The sequence below is a fragment of the Pseudomonas sp. ABC1 genome (assembly GCF_013395055.1).
Classification (GTDB): domain Bacteria; phylum Pseudomonadota; class Gammaproteobacteria; order Pseudomonadales; family Pseudomonadaceae; genus Stutzerimonas.
Genome location: NZ_CP058349.1, coordinates 3,096,815 through 3,112,613, shown reverse-complemented (window position 1 = coordinate 3,112,613; position 15,799 = coordinate 3,096,815). Strand labels below are relative to the sequence as shown.

The window sequence follows — 15,799 nt, the reverse complement described above, 5'->3', positions numbered from 1 at the left end:
GGTTGGCTCCGGACGCCGTTGCATAGCTGTTCTGAGATAACCGACTGGTTTAGAGGTTGTAGCCACGCTCGTTGTGCAGGGAGAGATCCAGGCCGACGGCCTCCTCTTCCTCGCTGACACGCAGGCCCATCACCGCATCGATCACCTTGAGGATCACGTAGGTCAGGATGCCGGTGTAGACCACGGTGAACAGCACGCCCTTGAACTGGATCCAGACCTGCAGGGCGATGTTCTCCACTTCGCCGAAGCCGCCCAGGATCGGGGCCGCGAACACACCCGTCAGGATCGCCCCGACGATGCCGCCGATACCATGCACGCCGAAGGCGTCCAGGGAGTCGTCATAGCCGAGCTTGCGTTTGAGCGAGGTGGCGCAGATGAAGCAGACCACGCCAGACACCGCACCGATCACCAGCGCGCCCATCGGGCCGACGGTGCCGGCTGCCGGCGTGATGGCGACCAGGCCGGCGACCACACCCGAAGCGATCCCCAGCGCACTGGGTTTGCCATGGGTGATCCACTCGGCGAACATCCAGCCCAGTGCAGCGGCGGCCGTGGCGATCTGCGTGACCAGCATGGCCATGCCCGCGCTGCCATTGGCGGCGGCGGCAGAACCCGCGTTGAAACCGAACCAGCCGATCCACAGCATGGCCGCGCCGACCAGGGTCAGGCCCAGGTTGTGCGGAGCCATCGGCGTGGTCGGGTAACCTTTACGCTTGCCCAGCACCAGGCAGGCGACCAGACCGGCAACGCCCGCGTTGATGTGCACCACGGTGCCGCCGGCGAAGTCCAGCACGCCCCAGTCCCACATCAGGCCGCCGTCGCCGCCCCAGACCATGTGCGCGATGGGCGCATACACCAGGGTGAACCAGACGCCCATGAACACCAGCATCGCGGAGAACTTCATGCGCTCGGCGAAGGCACCGACGATCAGCGCCGGAGTGATGATGGCGAACGTCATCTGGAAGGTGATGAAGACACTTTCAGGGAAGGCGCCGACCAGGCTGTCCAGCGTCAGTCCGCTGAGGAAGGCGCGGTCCAGACCACCGACGAAGGAGTTGAAGTTGATCACTCCCGCTTCCATGCCGGTGGTATCGAACGCCAGGCTGTAGCCGTAGACCATCCACAGGATGCTCATCAGGCCCGTGATGGCGAAACACTGCATCATCACCGAAAGGATGTTCTTCGAGCGGACCATGCCGCCGTAGAACAGCGCCAGGCCGGGGATGGTCATGAACAGCACCAGTGCAGTGGCTGTGAGCATCCAGGCGGTATCGCCTGAATCGAGGGCTGTCTCCTGCGCCATGGCGATGCCGGGGCTTATCAGGGACAAAAGGGCTCCTAGCCCTGCGAATTTACGCAGAGTCATGGTTTTACTCCTGGGGCGTGGGGTTCGGAGGTACTACTTAGATCGCGTCGGTATCGGTTTCACCGGTACGGATACGGATGGCCTGTTCCAGGTTGACCACGAAGATCTTGCCGTCGCCGATCTTGCCGGTGTTGGCAGCCTTGGTGATGGCCTCGATCACACGGTCGAGCTGGTCGTCGGCAATCGCTACGTCGATCTTCACTTTAGGCAGGAAGTCGACGACGTACTCGGCGCCGCGGTACAGCTCGGTGTGGCCCTTTTGGCGCCCAAAGCCCTTCACTTCCGTGACGGTGATGCCTTGTACGCCGATTTCCGACAGCGACTCGCGCACGTCGTCCAGCTTGAACGGCTTGATGATGGCAGTGACTAGTTTCATGAAAACTTCTCCCGTTTAGGTGGACTTGCCCCAGAAGTACGAACCCGGTTCAAGTCTAAGCGCAGTGTCAGCCTCTTGTAACGCTCTGGCTTTGGCCGTTTGAAAGAACGTCGACCAATTGCCGAGGCGAAACGTCCTTATTCGAAGTGCATGCAAGCGACAGACAGGACTAAGCAGAAACAGTGCCAGTTCTTCGCCATCGCTTGTAACAAGGGCTGCGGGCCACTTGGCCAGGCATCCAGCCGACAAAACGCACCAAAACGGATCACTGCACCAGGATGATGCGCTCCAAATACGTGCAGTTGCCGGAAGGCATCGAAAAGCGGCCATTGTGTGACCCGAATCACATTGCCAAACACTCGCCCAGCCCTCCGCCAAAGCCCCGGCAACCCACGTGATACACTGCCCACCGCACAGAAACAGGTATACCGACATGCTCGCACCCAAAGCCGTACTCGACGCCATCGGCGCCCAGGCATCGCGCCTGTTCAATGGTGAAACCCGCCTGCCTGGGGCCGAATTCGAAGCCCAATTGAAAGCAGTGGTACAAGGCGCCCTGAGCAAACTGGATGTCGTCAGCCGCGACGAATTCGACAGCCAGATGCTGGTGCTGGCCCGGACCCGCGCACGCCTCGAAGCCCTCGAAGCGAAAGTCGCCGAACTGGAAGCGCGACTGAGTCCCTCCAGCGACGCCTGACCCCGCTGGCGGACCGATCAAGGAGTGATCGCATGTCCCTCGCCATCGTACACAGCAGGGCCCAGGTCGGCGTCGAAGCGCCACCGGTCACGGTAGAAGCCCACCTGGCCAACGGCCTGCCTTCGCTGGCTCTGGTCGGCATGCCGGAGACCGCCGTGCGGGAAAGCAAGGATCGCGTACGCAGCGCCATCCTCAACTCGGGCTTCGACTTCCCGCCCCGGCGTATCACGCTCAACCTGGCACCGGCCGACCTGCCCAAGGAAGGCGGACGCTTCGACCTGGCCATCGCACTGGGCGTACTGGCCGCCAGCGCCCAGGTCCCCACGGCGCCGCTGTCGGGCATCGAGGCGCTCGGTGAACTGGCGCTTTCCGGCGCGTTGCGCCCCATACGTGGTGTACTGCCGGCCGCCCTCGCGGCGCGCGAAGCAGGCCGCAGCCTGCTGGTGCCTTGGGAAAACGCCGAAGAAGCCAGCCTGGCATCCGGACTGGTGGTACATGCCGCGCGGCATCTGCTAGAGGTGGCGGCTCATATCACCGGGAAAACGCCTCTGCCGCCTTACCAGCCCAAGGGATTACTACGACGACAACCGCCTTACCCTGACCTTGCCGAGGTCCAGGGCCAGACAGCCGCCAAGCGCGGCCTGCTGATCGCGGCGGCGGGTTCTCATAATTTGCTTTTCACAGGTCCGCCTGGGACCGGCAAGACACTGCTGGCCAGCCGCTTGCCAGGCCTGCTGCCGCCCCTGCAAGAGCAGGAAGCGCTGGAAGTGGCGACCATCCACTCGGTGTCCAGCCTGGCGCCCCTCGAACACTGGCCCCAGCGCCCGTTTCGCCAACCTCATCACAGTGCTTCCGGCCCGGCACTGGTCGGGGGCGGCAGTCGCCCACAACCTGGGGAAATCACACTGGCCCACAGGGGAGTGCTGTTCCTCGACGAACTGCCAGAATTCGAGCGCCGTGTACTGGAAGTGCTTCGCGAGCCCCTGGAGTCAGGCAGCATCGTGATCGCCCGTGCCCGCGACAAGGTGTGCTTTCCGGCACGCTTCCAGTTGGTGGCCGCCATGAATCCCTGCCCGTGCGGCTACCTGGGCGACCCGTCCGGGCGCTGCCGTTGCACGCCAGACCAGATACAGCGCTATCGCGGCAAACTCTCCGGACCGTTGCTGGACCGCATCGACCTGCACCTGAGCGTGATACGCGAAACCACCTCGCTGCACGACACACCGGTTACAGGCGAGAACAGCGCTTCGGTCGCAGCGAGGGTCGCACAGGCACGCCATCGTCAAGAGACACGCCAGGGATGCGCCAACGCCTTCCTCGACCTGCCGGGACTACGCCGGCATTGCGCCCTGCGCAACGACGATCAGGGCTGGCTGGAACATGCCTGCGAGCGCCTTGGTCTTTCACTACGCGCCGTCCACCGCCTGCTCAAGGTGGCGCGCACCCTGGCTGACCTGGAACAGGCTCGAGACATCACCCGCCCTCACCTGGCCGAAGCCTTGCAGTATCGGCCTGCCCAGTCCGCCGCTCACGGATAATCGAGCCACGCCACACTCAAGCAACGGGCCAACACCACCATAAACGGCATCGCCCTCAATCCGGCAGGTGGATGCGCCCCTTGAGGTACAGCACCGCTTGCCCACTGATAATCACCCGCTCCCCAAGCAGCTCGCAGTGCAGTTGCCCCTTGCGCGCCCCGCCCTGCTCGGCACGCAACGGATTGCGCCCCAGCCGCTCGACCCACAGGGGCGTCAGCGAGGTATGCGCCGAGCCGGTCACCGGGTCTTCGAAGATGCCGGTATCCGGGCCGAACCAGCGCGAGACGAAATCGAAGCGCTCGCTCCTCGCCGTGACCGCCACACCACGGGCCGGCAGTCCCCTGAGGGCACTGAAATCCGGGTTCAGCGCAGCGACCTGCGCCTCATCCTCGACCACCACGATGTAATCGTCGGTCAGGAACACCTCGGCCTGCTCCAGGCCCAACGCCGGCAGCAGGTTGGCAGGCGGCGAACACGGACGTGGCGACTTGGCCGGGAAGTCCAGCGCCAGCATCTCGCCCTCGCGGCGCACCCGCAACTCGCCGCTACGGGTGGCGAAATGCAACACCTCGGCATCGACACCCAATTCGTTGAACAGCACCCAGGCCGAGGCCAGGGTCGCATGACCACACAGGTCCACTTCCACCCTCGGTGTGAACCAGCGCAACTGGTAGTGATCGCCACTGCCGACGAAGAACGCCGTTTCCGACAGATTGTTTTCCTCAGCGATGGCTTGCAGCAGCGCATCTTCCGGCCAGGCCTCGAGTGGGCACACGGCAGCCGGGTTGCCAGCGAAGGGACGCGATGCGAACGCATCCACCTGGTAGATATCGAGCAACATGGAAAACACCTCATCAGGACGAAAAAGCAGCCTAACCGCTGTCCATATCGAGCGGTACGTACAGTTGCCAACTTACAGTTGGGGAGCCGTTGACGGGCAGTCGATAGAGGCGACGTATCAAGACATCGACTGTCAACACACGAAAGCTATGGTAGATTCCTGATCCTCGCCACAGGCGCCCCCCTCGGAATCCAACAAGGAGAGCAGCATGGAGGCACAAAAGTCTTCGTCATCCACCATCAACCCGCCGGTCTTCTACGGCTCGGCCATCCTGATCCTCGCGCTGGTGTGTTTCAGTGTTGCCTTCCCGGGCAAGACCCAGGCCCTGTTCAGCGAAATGCAGGCCTGGATCATCACCAATGTCAGTTGGTTCTACATCCTCGGCGTCGCGCTGATCCTTATCACCACGGTGTTCCTCGCCGTCAGCCGCCTGGGTGACATCAAGCTCGGCCCCGACCACAGCGCCCCCGACTACAGCAATCTGACTTGGTTCGCCATGCTGTTTTCCGCCGGCATGGGGATCGGCCTGATGTTCTTCGGCGTCGCCGAGCCAGTCATGCATTTCCTTTCCCCGCCCGTCGGCACCGGCGGCACCGTGGCCGATGCCCGGGAGGCGATGCGCATCACCTTCTTCCACTGGGGCCTGCATGCCTGGGCCATCTACGCCATCGTCGCGCTGATCCTGGCCTACTTCAGCTTTCGCCATGGCCTGCCACTGACGCTGCGCTCGGCACTGTTCCCACTGATCGGCGAGCGCATCTACGGGCCGATCGGCCATGCCGTGGACATCTTCGCCATCATCGGCACTGTGCTCGGCGTCGCCACCTCGCTGGGCCTGGGCGTCACCCAGATCAACACCGGACTCAACCAGCTTTACGGTGTTCAGGTCTCGATCCCGGTCCAGATCGGGCTGATCGTCATCACCATGGGCCTGGCCACCCTTTCAGTCGTCGCAGGCCTGGACAAAGGCATCCGGCGCCTGTCGGAACTCAACCTCGGCCTCGCAGTGCTGCTGATGTTGCTGATCCTGGTACTCGGGCCGACCGTCTTCATCCTGCAGACCTTCGTCGAGAACACCGGCGGCTACCTGTCGGACATCGTCAGCAAAACCTTCAACCTCTACGCCTACCAGCCCAACGACTGGATCGGCGGCTGGACCCTGTTCTACTGGGGCTGGTGGCTGGCCTGGTCGCCTTTCGTCGGGCTGTTCATCGCACGCATCTCGCGCGGACGCACGATCCGTGAATTCATCACCGGCGTGCTGCTGGTGCCGGCCGGCTTCACCCTGCTATGGATGACCATCTTCGGCGACACGGCCATCCACATGATCCTCTGGGAGCATGTCAGCAGCCTCGGAGAAGCCATCGAACGAGACAGCTCGCTGGCGCTGTTCGCCTTCCTCGAACACTTCCCCTTCGCCTCGGCGATCTCGCTGGTGGCGATCATCATGGTGGTGGTGTTCTTCGTCACCTCCGCCGACTCCGGCGCCATGGTGGTGGACATGCTCGCCTCCGGTGGCAAGGAAGGCACACCGCTCTGGCAACGCATCTTCTGGGCCGCCTCGATGGGCGCGGTAGCCATCGCCCTGCTGCTGGCCGACGGCCTGACCGCACTGCAAACCGCCACCATCGCCAGCGCACTGCCGTTCACCCTGGTGCTGCTGTGCTCGATGTGGGGGCTGCTCAAGGCATTGCGTCGCGACTCGACCAAACAGGGGCTGCGCTACCAATCGCTCAACACTTCGCCTGGCACCCCGCGCGCCACCACACCCGGCGGCTGGCAGCGCCGCATCCGCAGCCTGATGATGTTCCCGCGCCGCAGCCATGTGGTGCGCTATATCAGCGAAGCGGTGCGACCGGCCTGTGACGCGGTGGCCGAGGAAATGCGCAAGCAGGGCTACGCCGTACAGGTGACAGTGGGCGACGATGGGCGCACGCGACTGGACATCACCCACGAAGGCGAACCGGACTTCATCTACGAAGTTCGTCCACGCGCCTACGCCATGCCGGCCTTCGTCGCCCAGAGCGACGAGGACGACCCACGCGAAGACCGCAAGTACTTCCGCGCCGAAGTCCACCTCAAGGAAGGCGGCCAGGACTACGACATCATGGGCTGGAACCGCGACGATGTGATCGGCGACATCCTCGACCAGTACGAGAAACACATGCATTACCTGCACATGGTCAGGTAACAGCCGCTGGCGGCCCCGCTCACGGGGCCGCCAGCCTTCCGCCAATGCCCAACGTTTGCTTTAAGCGCCTGTGATTGGGAGAATCCGGGCACTCCCTTTCACAGCCCGGAACACCTCATGCCGCTACGCCCTATCGCCCTGCTCGGCCTCACGCTCCTGCTGACTGCCTGTGCAAGCAAGACGCCTGCTCCAGAGGCGCCCGCCGCCGTTCCCGAACTGGTCGAGGAAAGCCCGTCAGAGCTGGTGCATCAGTTGAGCGGCAGCCTGATCGGCGTACCCAAGGGCGCGGATGTCGAGCTGGCCCTGCTCGAAGTACATCCGCGCAACCGTCCGGACAAGTTGCTGAGCAGCATCCAGCTCAAGGGGCGGGGCGATACCCTGCCCTTCATCATCAAGTTCAACCCCGAGAACTTCCCCAGCGACCAGCGCGTGGAATTGCGCGGACGCGTGACGCAGTCCGGCCGACTGATCATGCGCCTGCCGCCGAAATCGATTCACAGTGATGAAAGCCGCGCGCTCGGCCCACTGCACCTGGTCCCCGCGCCTTGAGGGCACTCAAGTCACTGCAACAGGCACTGGAACAACTGCTTGGGAATGCCCGGCTGGTCGCCACGCCACTGCCGGGGACGGACATCCGCCTCTGGCTGATCGATGCGGCGAACATGGACCGCGCCTTCAGCCCCGAGGAAACCCGCAGGATTCTCGAAGAACCGCCCTACTGGTGCTTCTGTTGGGCCAGTGGCCTGGCGCTGGCGCACAAACTGGCCAGGCACCCCGAATGGGTTGCCGGCAAACGCGTACTGGACTTCGGTTCAGGTTCGGGGATCGCCGCAATCGCCGCCGCCAAGGCCGGTGCGGCCGAAGTGATCGCCTGCGACATCGACCCACTGGCCTTGCTGGCCTGCCAGGCCAATGCCGAACTCAACGGCGTAAAGCTCGGCTACAGCGAAGACCTCTTCGCCGAAAAGCAGCCTTATGACCTGTTGCTGGCCGCCGACGTGCTCTACGACCGCGCCAACCTGCCGCTGCTCGACCGCTTCTCCGCGCACGCCAGGCAGAGCCTGGTAGCCGACTCACGCATCCGCGACTTCCGGCACCCGCACTACCAACCCATGGGCACGATGCAGGCCTGCACCTGGCCAGACCTGGCCGAGCCAGACGAGTTTCGCCAGGTCAGCCTGTATCGATCAGTACCCTGAGAGCCCCGGCCTGATACAGACGCGTTCTCCAAGACGGAGATGCCCGCCTCTGCGCCATGGGTTAAACTGCCACCCTCTCCAGCCACCCAGTGAAATAGAGTCTTTCATGCCATCGATCACCGATCAGCAATTTTCCGCACTGCGCCAAAATGCCGAGGTGATAGAAGCCGACCACAATGGCGAGAAAGTTCTCAAGCTGGCTGACGACAGCTACCTGAAACTGTTCCGGCGCAAGCGCTTCTTCTCGTCTGCCGCACTCTTCTCCTACGAAAAACGCTTCGCCCTGAATGCCCGCGAGCTGGAAAAGCGCGGCATTCCCTGTCCACACATCATCGATATCTATGCGATCAAAAGCATCGAGCGCACAGCCGTGCACTACTGGCCGCTGCCCGGCCAGACGCTGCGCCAGTACCTTGCCAGCCCGGAGACCGATGCACAGCGACTCTGCCGGCAACTGGGCGCCTTCATCGCCAGCCTGCACAAACAGGGCGTGTATTTCCGCTCCCTGCACCTCGGCAATGTGATCCTCACCGAAACCGGTGAACTGGGCCTGATCGATATCTCGGACATGATCTGCACCGCCACGCCTCTACGGCGTAACAAGCGCGTCCGCAACTTCCAGCACCTGTTCCGCTACCAGCAGGATATCCAGCGCCTGAGCGAGCATCAGTCATGCTTCATCGGTGGCTACACAGGGCAACTGCGGGAGCGGGAACAAAGCTACTACAGCGACTGTCTCAGCAGCCTGTTCAATCGGAGCGAACAGCCAGCCTGATGAGTTCTCTCAGCGTTCTGCTACCTGTCTACAACGCAGCCGCCTTCCTGCGCGAGACCCTGGACTCGGTCATCGACCAGAGCCACCCGCCTGACCAGATCGTCATCATCGACGATGGCTCCAACGATGGCTCCCTGTCCATCCTGGAAGACTATGCGCGCAAGGAAAGCCGCATCGAACTGCACGCCCAACCGAACGGGGGAGTCTCCAGAGCGCGCAATCGGGGACTGGAGCTATGCCAGGGCGACTTCATCGCCCTGATGGATGCCGATGACATCAACCACCCCCAGCGCTTCGAACGACAACTGGCTGCCACACAGCGGCACGCACTGGATGTCTGTGGCTGCGCGATGCGCACGTTCGGCCAGAAACAACGCACCCTCCGCTATCCGGGAGACAGTGCCCAGCTCAAATCCAACTACCTGTTTTTCGGCCGCACAATCCCGGGGCCAACGGCACTGTTGCGCAGAAGCAGCATCGGCGACAGGCACTTTGAAGAATCCCTGAGCTATGCCGAGGACTTCGGTTTCTACTTCTCCCTGCTGATGGATAACCCCTCAATACGCCTGCACAACCTGCAGCAACCGCTCTACCGCTACAGGACCCACGACCAGCAGGCCTCGCAGCAACTCGCCCACCAGAACAGAACCAACCTGGATCATATTTTCCGACAGTCGCTGCCCGAGGCAGGCATTGCCTGCCCTGAACACCTACTGGCCAGTCACTGGCGCCTATGGAAAGAGCACGAGGCGTTATCGCCGGAAGAGTTGCGCGATTACCTTCCCTTCATGCAGCAGCTATGTGACTGGCTGCATAGCGGGGATCAGGACAAGCGCCCCACATACCGGTTGTGGAGCATTCTGGACAGGCGCCACAGGCACCTGGGGGCAGACACACAGGAAATGATCGCGGCAGCTGCCGCAAGCAGCCGCCCTGGGCTATGGCAAAGAATGGCGGTTCGGCTCCTTCCTCGCCGCTAACGATATCGCCAGCAACAGCGGAATCCAGCTCAGGAACCACAGCTCACGGGGCTTGCTCCACAACCCCGAAGCATCGCCATCGGTCAGGAAGGCAATGCTGGCAAAGAACCATATACCCAGCAGGGCAGCGCCCAACCCGGAAGCCCGGCAGCGCCACCCGGCCAGCAGTGTGGCCCCCCATACACAACCCCAGATGATCGAGCCAACCGCGCCCAACTCGATTGCGAGGCCAATAAAGAAATTGTGCGGGTGATCGAACGACTGCCCAATGCCGGCAACGGTCAGTGTGTAGTCACTGCCTGCACCAATCCCGATCCAGGGCGCTGCCGTAAAAAGTTCCAGCCCCAACTGGGCCAGTTCCGGACGGTAGGAAAGCCCTCGATCAACCAGCATGTCCGGCTGTAACCAGAAAACCAGTACCGTCAGCGCCACCGCGAGAAGCGCTATCCATCTATAGAACACAGCCTTCTGCCATAACGGCGCCAGCAGAACGCTCGCGACCAGGGCCAACCAGACGCCGCGGCTCTGTGCAAACAGTAGAAAACCACCCAATGCCGCCAGTGCCAGCAGCCAGAACAGCCGGTGCCTTTGCCCATGCGGGCGCATCTGGTACAGCGCCACGGCAAAGAAACCGAAGACGTGAGACGCCAGGATCGGGTGGTTCAACTGCCAGAAACTGGTCAATCTGAAGCTGAAAGGCAGCTCATACAGAATATAAGCCGTCACCATGCAGACTACGGCCAATGCCGCCATGACATAGCTGGCCAGTCGTAGAACGGCCTCCAAACCACCCGTGGGCACTTGGTACAAGAACAGGCCTGCCACCAGTGTCAGGAAGATCAGCAGCATGTGCTTCGATTCCTGTCCAGGGTCCTCAGCCTGTCCCCAGGCCAGGGACATCGCCGACCAGGCCAGGAACGCCAAGGAAAACAGAAAGACCGGCGAGAGCCGCTCACGCCAGTGCCCATACCGCCGCACCATCAGATAAAGCGTCGGCAGCCAAAGAAAGGGAATGAGTAACTGGTGATAGAACTTGCTGCTGGGCAAGGCAATGCCGAGTAACAGACAGGCGAAGCCGAGTAGCAGAAGCACGATGACTCCCCAATGAGTCCTCGCCCTGTTCAAATCAGTGTTCAACAACAAGCTCCTCAACCAACTCACGGTATTGTCGGCGAAAGTCTTCGATTCCATGCTCACGCCTCAAGTAGGCATAGGCAGCTTCACCCTCACGCTGCCGCGCCTCTGGGGAAAGGGCCAGCAGCGCCGACAGGCATTCAGCCAACTCTTCAGGCTCCGTAGCACTGTAAATACGCCCACCACAGCCGCGCAAAATCGATCTCAAACTATCGATATCTGAACCGACCACCGGCAACCGACCACTCATACCCTCCAGCAGAGCCAGCGGCAACCCTTCGCTCAAGGAGGGCATCACGAAAGCATCGAAGGCGCGGACATACTGCAACGCATCATCTCTAGCCCCTAGCAGATGGACACGTCCACACAAACCATTTTCGTTGATAAAAGCCTCGAGTTCATCGCGGCTCCGCCCTTCACCGATAATCGCCAAATGCACCTGCGGTGCCTGCAAGGCAACACGCGCAAACGCCCTCAATAGACAGAGATGCCCTTTGACAGGAACCAGACGGCCGATGGAGCCGAAAACGAAAACATCTTCAGGAAGTGCCAATCGGTGACGCGCCTCCGCTCTGGGAAGCTGCAATGACTCGGCATAGTCGATATCAATAGCGTTGTTGATTTGACGGACACTCTGCGTGGAAAGCCCAGCCCCCTGCTCGCTACGCAAGTCTTCACAAACAGCACGCGATACACCGACAAATCGCCAGCACTCGGTCAGCAGGCCATGCAGCGACCAGCGGCGATAACGACGATCGTACTCCCCCAGCCCATGAAGAACACCAATGCAGGCCTTCACTCGAAGCAAGATGTTCAAGATCATAAAAGCACTGATTGGCTTGAAGCGATGCGCGATAACCACGTCATAACGCTCCTTCCGACAGTGTCGATAAAGAGTCCACAACACACGAAGACGAAGACCCTTGGTAGCAGCCTTGTTGAAGCCGAAATAAATCGTACGCGCAGCACGGCTCGGCGACTCGCCCTTTTCAGGCGCCCCTCGCAAAAAAGCGGCGGTGATCTCAAACCGCTCCTCGGGAAGCCCCTGGATAATTTGCTCGGCAAGGTCAGAGGCGCTCACGTTATAGCGATTCTGTATCTGCAGGACCTTGTATTTCGTTATCGATCCTTGAGACTCAGCCATATCATCAACGCTTTTCATATATAAGAGGGCATGAATGGACTTGCGCTATCTGCACCGGAGCGCGTGGGGATGACTTAGCCCTATTATCACAGCTGAAAGCACCAGTCCCCCTTCTACCCTCGGTAAAAACCAGATCAGGAATGAAAAACCCAGAGCTAGACAATCTTTGACATGGTAATAAGCGGCAACTGATGTGATCAGGGCCTCACTCAGGCACCCATATTCTGGTCAGGTTCACTCTGCTTCTTTATTATTTTTCTCATCCAGGCCCATAGCATGCAGACGGGCGTAAGAGCCATTGAGGGCCAGTAAGTACTGATGAGTACCACGTTCTACGATGCGTCCCTTATCCATAACCAAAATCAGGTCTGCCTTCTCGATAGTGGAGAGACGATGTGCGATGACGAAAGTGGTTCTGCCCTCCATCAGGCGGTCCAGAGCCGCCTGAATATGCCTTTCTGACTCGGTATCGAGCGCCGAAGTGGCTTCATCGAGAATCAGTAGAGGCGCATCCTTGAGCAAGGCGCGCGCGATGGCCAGACGCTGGCGTTGTCCGCCAGAGAGCATGACGCCATTCTCGCCCACCACAGTGTCGAATCCCTGAGGCAATTGCTCGATGAACTCTTTGGCATAAGCGGCCTCGGCAGCCTGCTCGACCGCCTCACGGGGAAGACCTTGCAAGTCGCCATAGGCGATATTTCCCAGGACAGTGTCGTTGAACAACGTTACCTGCTGGGTCACGAGCGCGATATGGCTACGCAGATTGGCCAGACGGTAATCTTCGATAGGACGACCATCGAGTAACACCTGCCCATCCTGGTGCTGGTAAAAACGCGGAATCAGGTTGGCCAGGGTCGATTTTCCACTACCAGAGCGCCCTACCAAGGCAACCATCTGACCTGGCTCGACACTGAAGCTGATATCGTCCAGTACCCGTTTCTCAGTGCCCGGGTAGACGAAACTGAGATGCTCCACACTCAACGCACCGCGCACACGCTCCAGTTCAAGGGTCCCTTGGTCCGGCTCAGGCTGCTCATCCAATTGACTGAAGATGCTCTCGGCACCCGCCAGGCCTTTCTGGATCGTGGAGCTGACTTCCGACAATTGCCGGATCGGCTTGGGTAGCAGCCCAGCCGCAGTGATATAGGCCACCAGATCCCCTACGGAAGCATCACCACGCAGCAGCAGGACCAGAAACATCAGGAATGCCATGGCTGCATAATTGACCAGTTGCAGGGTTGGTGTGTAGATCGCGCTGGTACGCGTCATGCGCAGCTGCTTGCGCGTACTGTCCTCACTGGCCTCCAGGAATCGCTCGCGCTCATAGCGTTCACCGCCGAAGCTGCGTACCACGCGATAGTTCTGGATAGTCTCGGAGGAAACATGGGTCAGTTCACCCATCGCGTTCTGAATCTTGCGGCTCTGACTACGGAATTTCTTGCTGGCACTTTTCACCATCAGTGCGATGAGCGGCAGGATAGCGACCATCACCATGGTCAGTTGCCAATTCATCCAGAGCAGGTAGCCGAACAGGAATACGACGGTCAGCCCTTCGCGCACCATCACCTTCAGCGCATCGGTCGCGGCCCCCGTGACCGACCCCGTGTTGTAGGTGATGCGAGAAATCAGATAGCCCGTGGAGTGGTTGTCAAAATAGCGATTGGGCAGTGTCAGCAGGTTGTTGAACAGCTGCACCCGCAAATCCTGCACCAGCCCCAGCGACACCCGCGCCAGGTAGTAGCCACCGAGAAACGAACCGATACCTTGCCAGACGGTAATCAGCAACAAGGCAACGGGCACCCCGTACAGCAGTTGCATTGATCCCAGCAGCGGCAGATCAACCGTACCAGAGTCGGGGCTGGCCAGCCCATCGACAAAATACTTGAGCAATCCGGCCATCATTGGCTGGGTCGAGGCGAAGATGATGTACCCAACCATGCTCAGGGCGAACATGCCACTGAAACGCCTTACGTAGGAAAGCAAGCGCATGTAGAGTTTGAAGCTGGACAGCTGGGCAGCAGGCTGAGACATGTTTTTTCATCCACGGGCGGGAGAGCGATTCTAGCATAGGCCTGCCAACCAGCCGGACTCTCGAACCTCCCGATGACGTCTCATAGCCGTCATTGGCTCTCCTAAAAATGAGAAGCAGAAGCGCCCACGGCAATGTCAAGAATTCCATGCCATGGGGGACCGCTCTTGATAAGCACAACGGCATCGTCAATAATAAAGAACTGAAAAAATCACATAAATCAAGCACATATAAACAAGACAAAATCCACACAAGAAATATGCATCACATACCAAGAGCCTCTGCTATTCATTATAAATTCTCCAGGTAAAAGAGAGCCCTCGCTGTAACAGTCCAAGGCAAGCACAGAGAACAAAACAATGAATGAAAAGGTTCTACTACTCGGCAGCAGCTTCAGCGCAATGCCATTCCTCACACGCCTGAAGAAAAGAAATTTTGATGTATTCGTCTGCGGAAAACATGCCGACGATCCTTGCCATCAACATGCCGATGGCTCATTCCATATAGATTACTCGGACCCGGAAGCTGTCCTCTCCATCGCGAGACAAGGCAACTTCAAATATGTTATTCCGAGTTGTAATGACGCCTCTTATTTCTCCGGCGCCTACACCGCAAGCAAACTTGGATTGCCTGGATATGACTCACTGGCAGTCACGAATATCCTGCATCTAAAGAGCGAGTTCCGAAAATTCACGGCAGAGCACTCTGTATCCGCACCGCGAGCAATCTACTGTTCACGCACGACAACACCCGCAGCAAGTGAAATACATTACCCTGCGCTGATAAAACCCGTCGACAACTTCAGTGGCAATGGCATATCGCTGGTCAATCGTGCAGAGGAACTCTCAGCAGCGTTGGAACGTGCTTTCCTTGCAACGCGCCATGATCAGGTACTTATAGAAGAGTATGTAACAGGCTCGTTGCACAGCCATTCGGCCTTCATCAAGGATGGCGCCATAGCGCTGGACTTTTTTGTCGATGAGTTCTGTACCGTTTATCCCTATCAGGTCAACTGCTCCAACCATCCTTCGCGCATCACGAAAAAAATCCGAGAGGATGTCAGGCAGAGCATGGAGGACATCATTTCCAAGCTGGGGCTGGCAGACGGCCTATTGCATACCCAGTTCATGCAGGATGGCGAGCAACACTGGATTATCGAGTGCATGCGCCGCTGCCCTGGAGACATGTACAACCTTCTTGTCGAAGAATCGACAGGCATAGACTACAGCGAGTATTACCTGAACGGTTTCCTTCAGGTGCCCTCCCAACCTTGCGCGCCTACGACCAATCGCTACATGGCCAGACACACGATCAGCAGCGACAAGCCGACCGGTTTTCTTTCTTTTTCCTGCAGTATTCCCAGCGACAAGATCAGTATCGTCCCTCTCAAGACCAGCGGCCATGCTCTGGAGCAAGCACCGTCTGACAAAATCGGCATATTGTTCGCCGAGTTTCCCGACCAGAGCACCCTGGAAGAGACGACACCGCACCTTGCAGCACTCACGAAAATCCTTTCCTGAAGAAATCCA

The 15,799-nt window shown here is 59.8% G+C and carries 14 protein-coding genes; 8 read left to right on the top strand and 6 right to left on the bottom strand.

The genetic code is table 11. From position 1 onward, the window contains the following. Positions 1 to 49: 49 nt before the first annotated feature. Both HW090_RS13590 and glnK read right to left on the bottom strand, forming a co-directional pair. Positions 50 to 1,366, bottom strand: coding sequence for an ammonium transporter (locus HW090_RS13590; protein ID WP_179114018.1), 1,317 nt, complete (start codon positions 1,364 to 1,366; stop codon positions 50 to 52). A gap of 37 nt (positions 1,367 to 1,403) precedes the next feature. Continuing rightward, complete coding sequence (glnK, locus tag HW090_RS13585) at positions 1,404 to 1,742, bottom strand: P-II family nitrogen regulator (RefSeq protein ID WP_003096476.1); 339 nt, start codon at positions 1,740 to 1,742, stop codon at positions 1,404 to 1,406. Positions 1,743 to 2,175: 433 nt separating this feature from the next. Between glnK and HW090_RS13580 the strand changes: the two genes are divergently transcribed. Both HW090_RS13580 and HW090_RS13575 read left to right on the top strand, forming a co-directional pair. Further along, positions 2,176 to 2,439, top strand: coding sequence for an accessory factor UbiK family protein (locus tag HW090_RS13580; RefSeq protein ID WP_179114017.1), 264 nt, complete (start codon positions 2,176 to 2,178; stop codon positions 2,437 to 2,439). Between the two features lie 32 nt (positions 2,440 to 2,471). Next, positions 2,472 to 3,977 carry a YifB family Mg chelatase-like AAA ATPase gene (locus HW090_RS13575; protein ID WP_179114016.1) on the top strand — a complete coding sequence of 502 codons (1,506 nt, stop codon included), beginning with the start codon at positions 2,472 to 2,474 and terminating at the stop codon, positions 3,975 to 3,977. A gap of 55 nt (positions 3,978 to 4,032) precedes the next feature. On the opposite strand, the gene HW090_RS13570 is transcribed toward HW090_RS13575, so the two are convergent. Next, complete coding sequence (locus HW090_RS13570) at positions 4,033 to 4,818, bottom strand: PhzF family phenazine biosynthesis protein (RefSeq protein WP_179114015.1); 786 nt, start codon at positions 4,816 to 4,818, stop codon at positions 4,033 to 4,035. Between the two features lie 208 nt (positions 4,819 to 5,026). On the opposite strand from HW090_RS13570, the gene HW090_RS13565 reads away from it, so the two are divergent. The 5 genes from HW090_RS13565 (at position 5,027) to HW090_RS13545 (ending at position 9,963) form a co-directional block, all read left to right on the top strand. Next, a complete protein-coding gene (locus HW090_RS13565) occupies positions 5,027 to 7,009 on the top strand; it encodes a choline BCCT transporter BetT (RefSeq protein ID WP_179114014.1) in 1,983 nt (660 codons plus the stop codon). A 117-nt stretch (positions 7,010 to 7,126) separates the two neighbouring features. Next, positions 7,127 to 7,558: a YbaY family lipoprotein gene (locus HW090_RS13560; protein ID WP_179114013.1), complete on the top strand. Its 432-nt coding sequence runs from the start codon at positions 7,127 to 7,129 to the stop codon at positions 7,556 to 7,558. Beyond that, on the top strand, positions 7,555 to 8,208 hold the full coding sequence (locus HW090_RS13555) for a methyltransferase (protein WP_179114012.1): 654 nt from the start codon (positions 7,555 to 7,557) through the stop codon (positions 8,206 to 8,208). The genes HW090_RS13560 and HW090_RS13555 overlap by 4 nt, the downstream gene beginning before the upstream one ends. 106 nt (positions 8,209 to 8,314) lie before the next feature. Continuing rightward, on the top strand, positions 8,315 to 8,983 hold the full coding sequence (locus HW090_RS13550) for a protein kinase family protein (RefSeq protein WP_179114011.1): 669 nt from the start codon (positions 8,315 to 8,317) through the stop codon (positions 8,981 to 8,983). Next, positions 8,983 to 9,963: a glycosyltransferase family 2 protein gene (locus HW090_RS13545; protein WP_179114010.1), complete on the top strand. Its 981-nt coding sequence runs from the start codon at positions 8,983 to 8,985 to the stop codon at positions 9,961 to 9,963. The genes HW090_RS13550 and HW090_RS13545 overlap by 1 nt, the downstream gene beginning before the upstream one ends. On the opposite strand, the gene HW090_RS13540 is transcribed toward HW090_RS13545, so the two are convergent. The 3 genes from HW090_RS13540 to msbA all read right to left on the bottom strand — a co-directional run bounded on the left by HW090_RS13540 (position 9,922) and on the right by msbA (position 14,272). Next, positions 9,922 to 11,154 carry an O-antigen ligase gene (locus tag HW090_RS13540; protein ID WP_179114009.1) on the bottom strand — a complete coding sequence of 411 codons (1,233 nt, stop codon included), beginning with the start codon at positions 11,152 to 11,154 and terminating at the stop codon, positions 9,922 to 9,924. The genes HW090_RS13545 and HW090_RS13540 overlap by 42 nt on opposite strands. Continuing rightward, the gene (locus tag HW090_RS13535; protein WP_179114008.1) at positions 11,090 to 12,241 is read right to left on the bottom strand and encodes a glycosyltransferase; all 1,152 of its coding nucleotides are present in this window, start codon (positions 12,239 to 12,241) and stop codon (positions 11,090 to 11,092) included. The genes HW090_RS13540 and HW090_RS13535 overlap by 65 nt, the downstream gene beginning before the upstream one ends. 234 nt (positions 12,242 to 12,475) lie before the next feature. After that, the gene (gene msbA / locus HW090_RS13530) at positions 12,476 to 14,272 is read right to left on the bottom strand and encodes a lipid A export permease/ATP-binding protein MsbA (RefSeq protein ID WP_179114007.1); all 1,797 of its coding nucleotides are present in this window, start codon (positions 14,270 to 14,272) and stop codon (positions 12,476 to 12,478) included. Positions 14,273 to 14,629: 357 nt separating this feature from the next. Here msbA and HW090_RS13525 point away from each other — a divergent pair, with 357 nt between their 5' ends. Then, complete coding sequence (locus tag HW090_RS13525; protein ID WP_179114006.1) at positions 14,630 to 15,790, top strand: acetyl-CoA carboxylase biotin carboxylase subunit family protein; 1,161 nt, start codon at positions 14,630 to 14,632, stop codon at positions 15,788 to 15,790. The last annotated feature ends 9 nt before the right edge of the window (positions 15,791 to 15,799 follow it).

What these genes read in the sequence shown, in the direction of transcription:
- HW090_RS13590 (WP_179114018.1), bottom strand. Translation starts at nt 1,366, where the DNA reads ATGACTCTGCGTAAATTCGCAGGGCTAGGAGCCCTTTTGTCCCTGATA.
- glnK (WP_003096476.1), bottom strand. Translation starts at nt 1,742, where the DNA reads ATGAAACTAGTCACTGCCATCATCAAGCCGTTCAAGCTGGACGACGTG.
- HW090_RS13580 (WP_179114017.1), top strand. Translation starts at nt 2,176, where the DNA reads ATGCTCGCACCCAAAGCCGTACTCGACGCCATCGGCGCCCAGGCATCG.
- HW090_RS13575 (WP_179114016.1), top strand. Translation starts at nt 2,472, where the DNA reads ATGTCCCTCGCCATCGTACACAGCAGGGCCCAGGTCGGCGTCGAAGCG.
- HW090_RS13570 (WP_179114015.1), bottom strand. Translation starts at nt 4,818, where the DNA reads ATGTTGCTCGATATCTACCAGGTGGATGCGTTCGCATCGCGTCCCTTC.
- HW090_RS13565 (WP_179114014.1), top strand. Translation starts at nt 5,027, where the DNA reads ATGGAGGCACAAAAGTCTTCGTCATCCACCATCAACCCGCCGGTCTTC.
- HW090_RS13560 (WP_179114013.1), top strand. Translation starts at nt 7,127, where the DNA reads ATGCCGCTACGCCCTATCGCCCTGCTCGGCCTCACGCTCCTGCTGACT.
- HW090_RS13550 (WP_179114011.1), top strand. Translation starts at nt 8,315, where the DNA reads ATGCCATCGATCACCGATCAGCAATTTTCCGCACTGCGCCAAAATGCC.
- HW090_RS13545 (WP_179114010.1), top strand. Translation starts at nt 8,983, where the DNA reads ATGAGTTCTCTCAGCGTTCTGCTACCTGTCTACAACGCAGCCGCCTTC.
- HW090_RS13540 (WP_179114009.1), bottom strand. Translation starts at nt 11,154, where the DNA reads ATGGAATCGAAGACTTTCGCCGACAATACCGTGAGTTGGTTGAGGAGC.
- HW090_RS13535 (WP_179114008.1), bottom strand. Translation starts at nt 12,241, where the DNA reads ATGGCTGAGTCTCAAGGATCGATAACGAAATACAAGGTCCTGCAGATA.
- msbA (WP_179114007.1), bottom strand. Translation starts at nt 14,272, where the DNA reads ATGTCTCAGCCTGCTGCCCAGCTGTCCAGCTTCAAACTCTACATGCGC.
- HW090_RS13525 (WP_179114006.1), top strand. Translation starts at nt 14,630, where the DNA reads ATGAATGAAAAGGTTCTACTACTCGGCAGCAGCTTCAGCGCAATGCCA.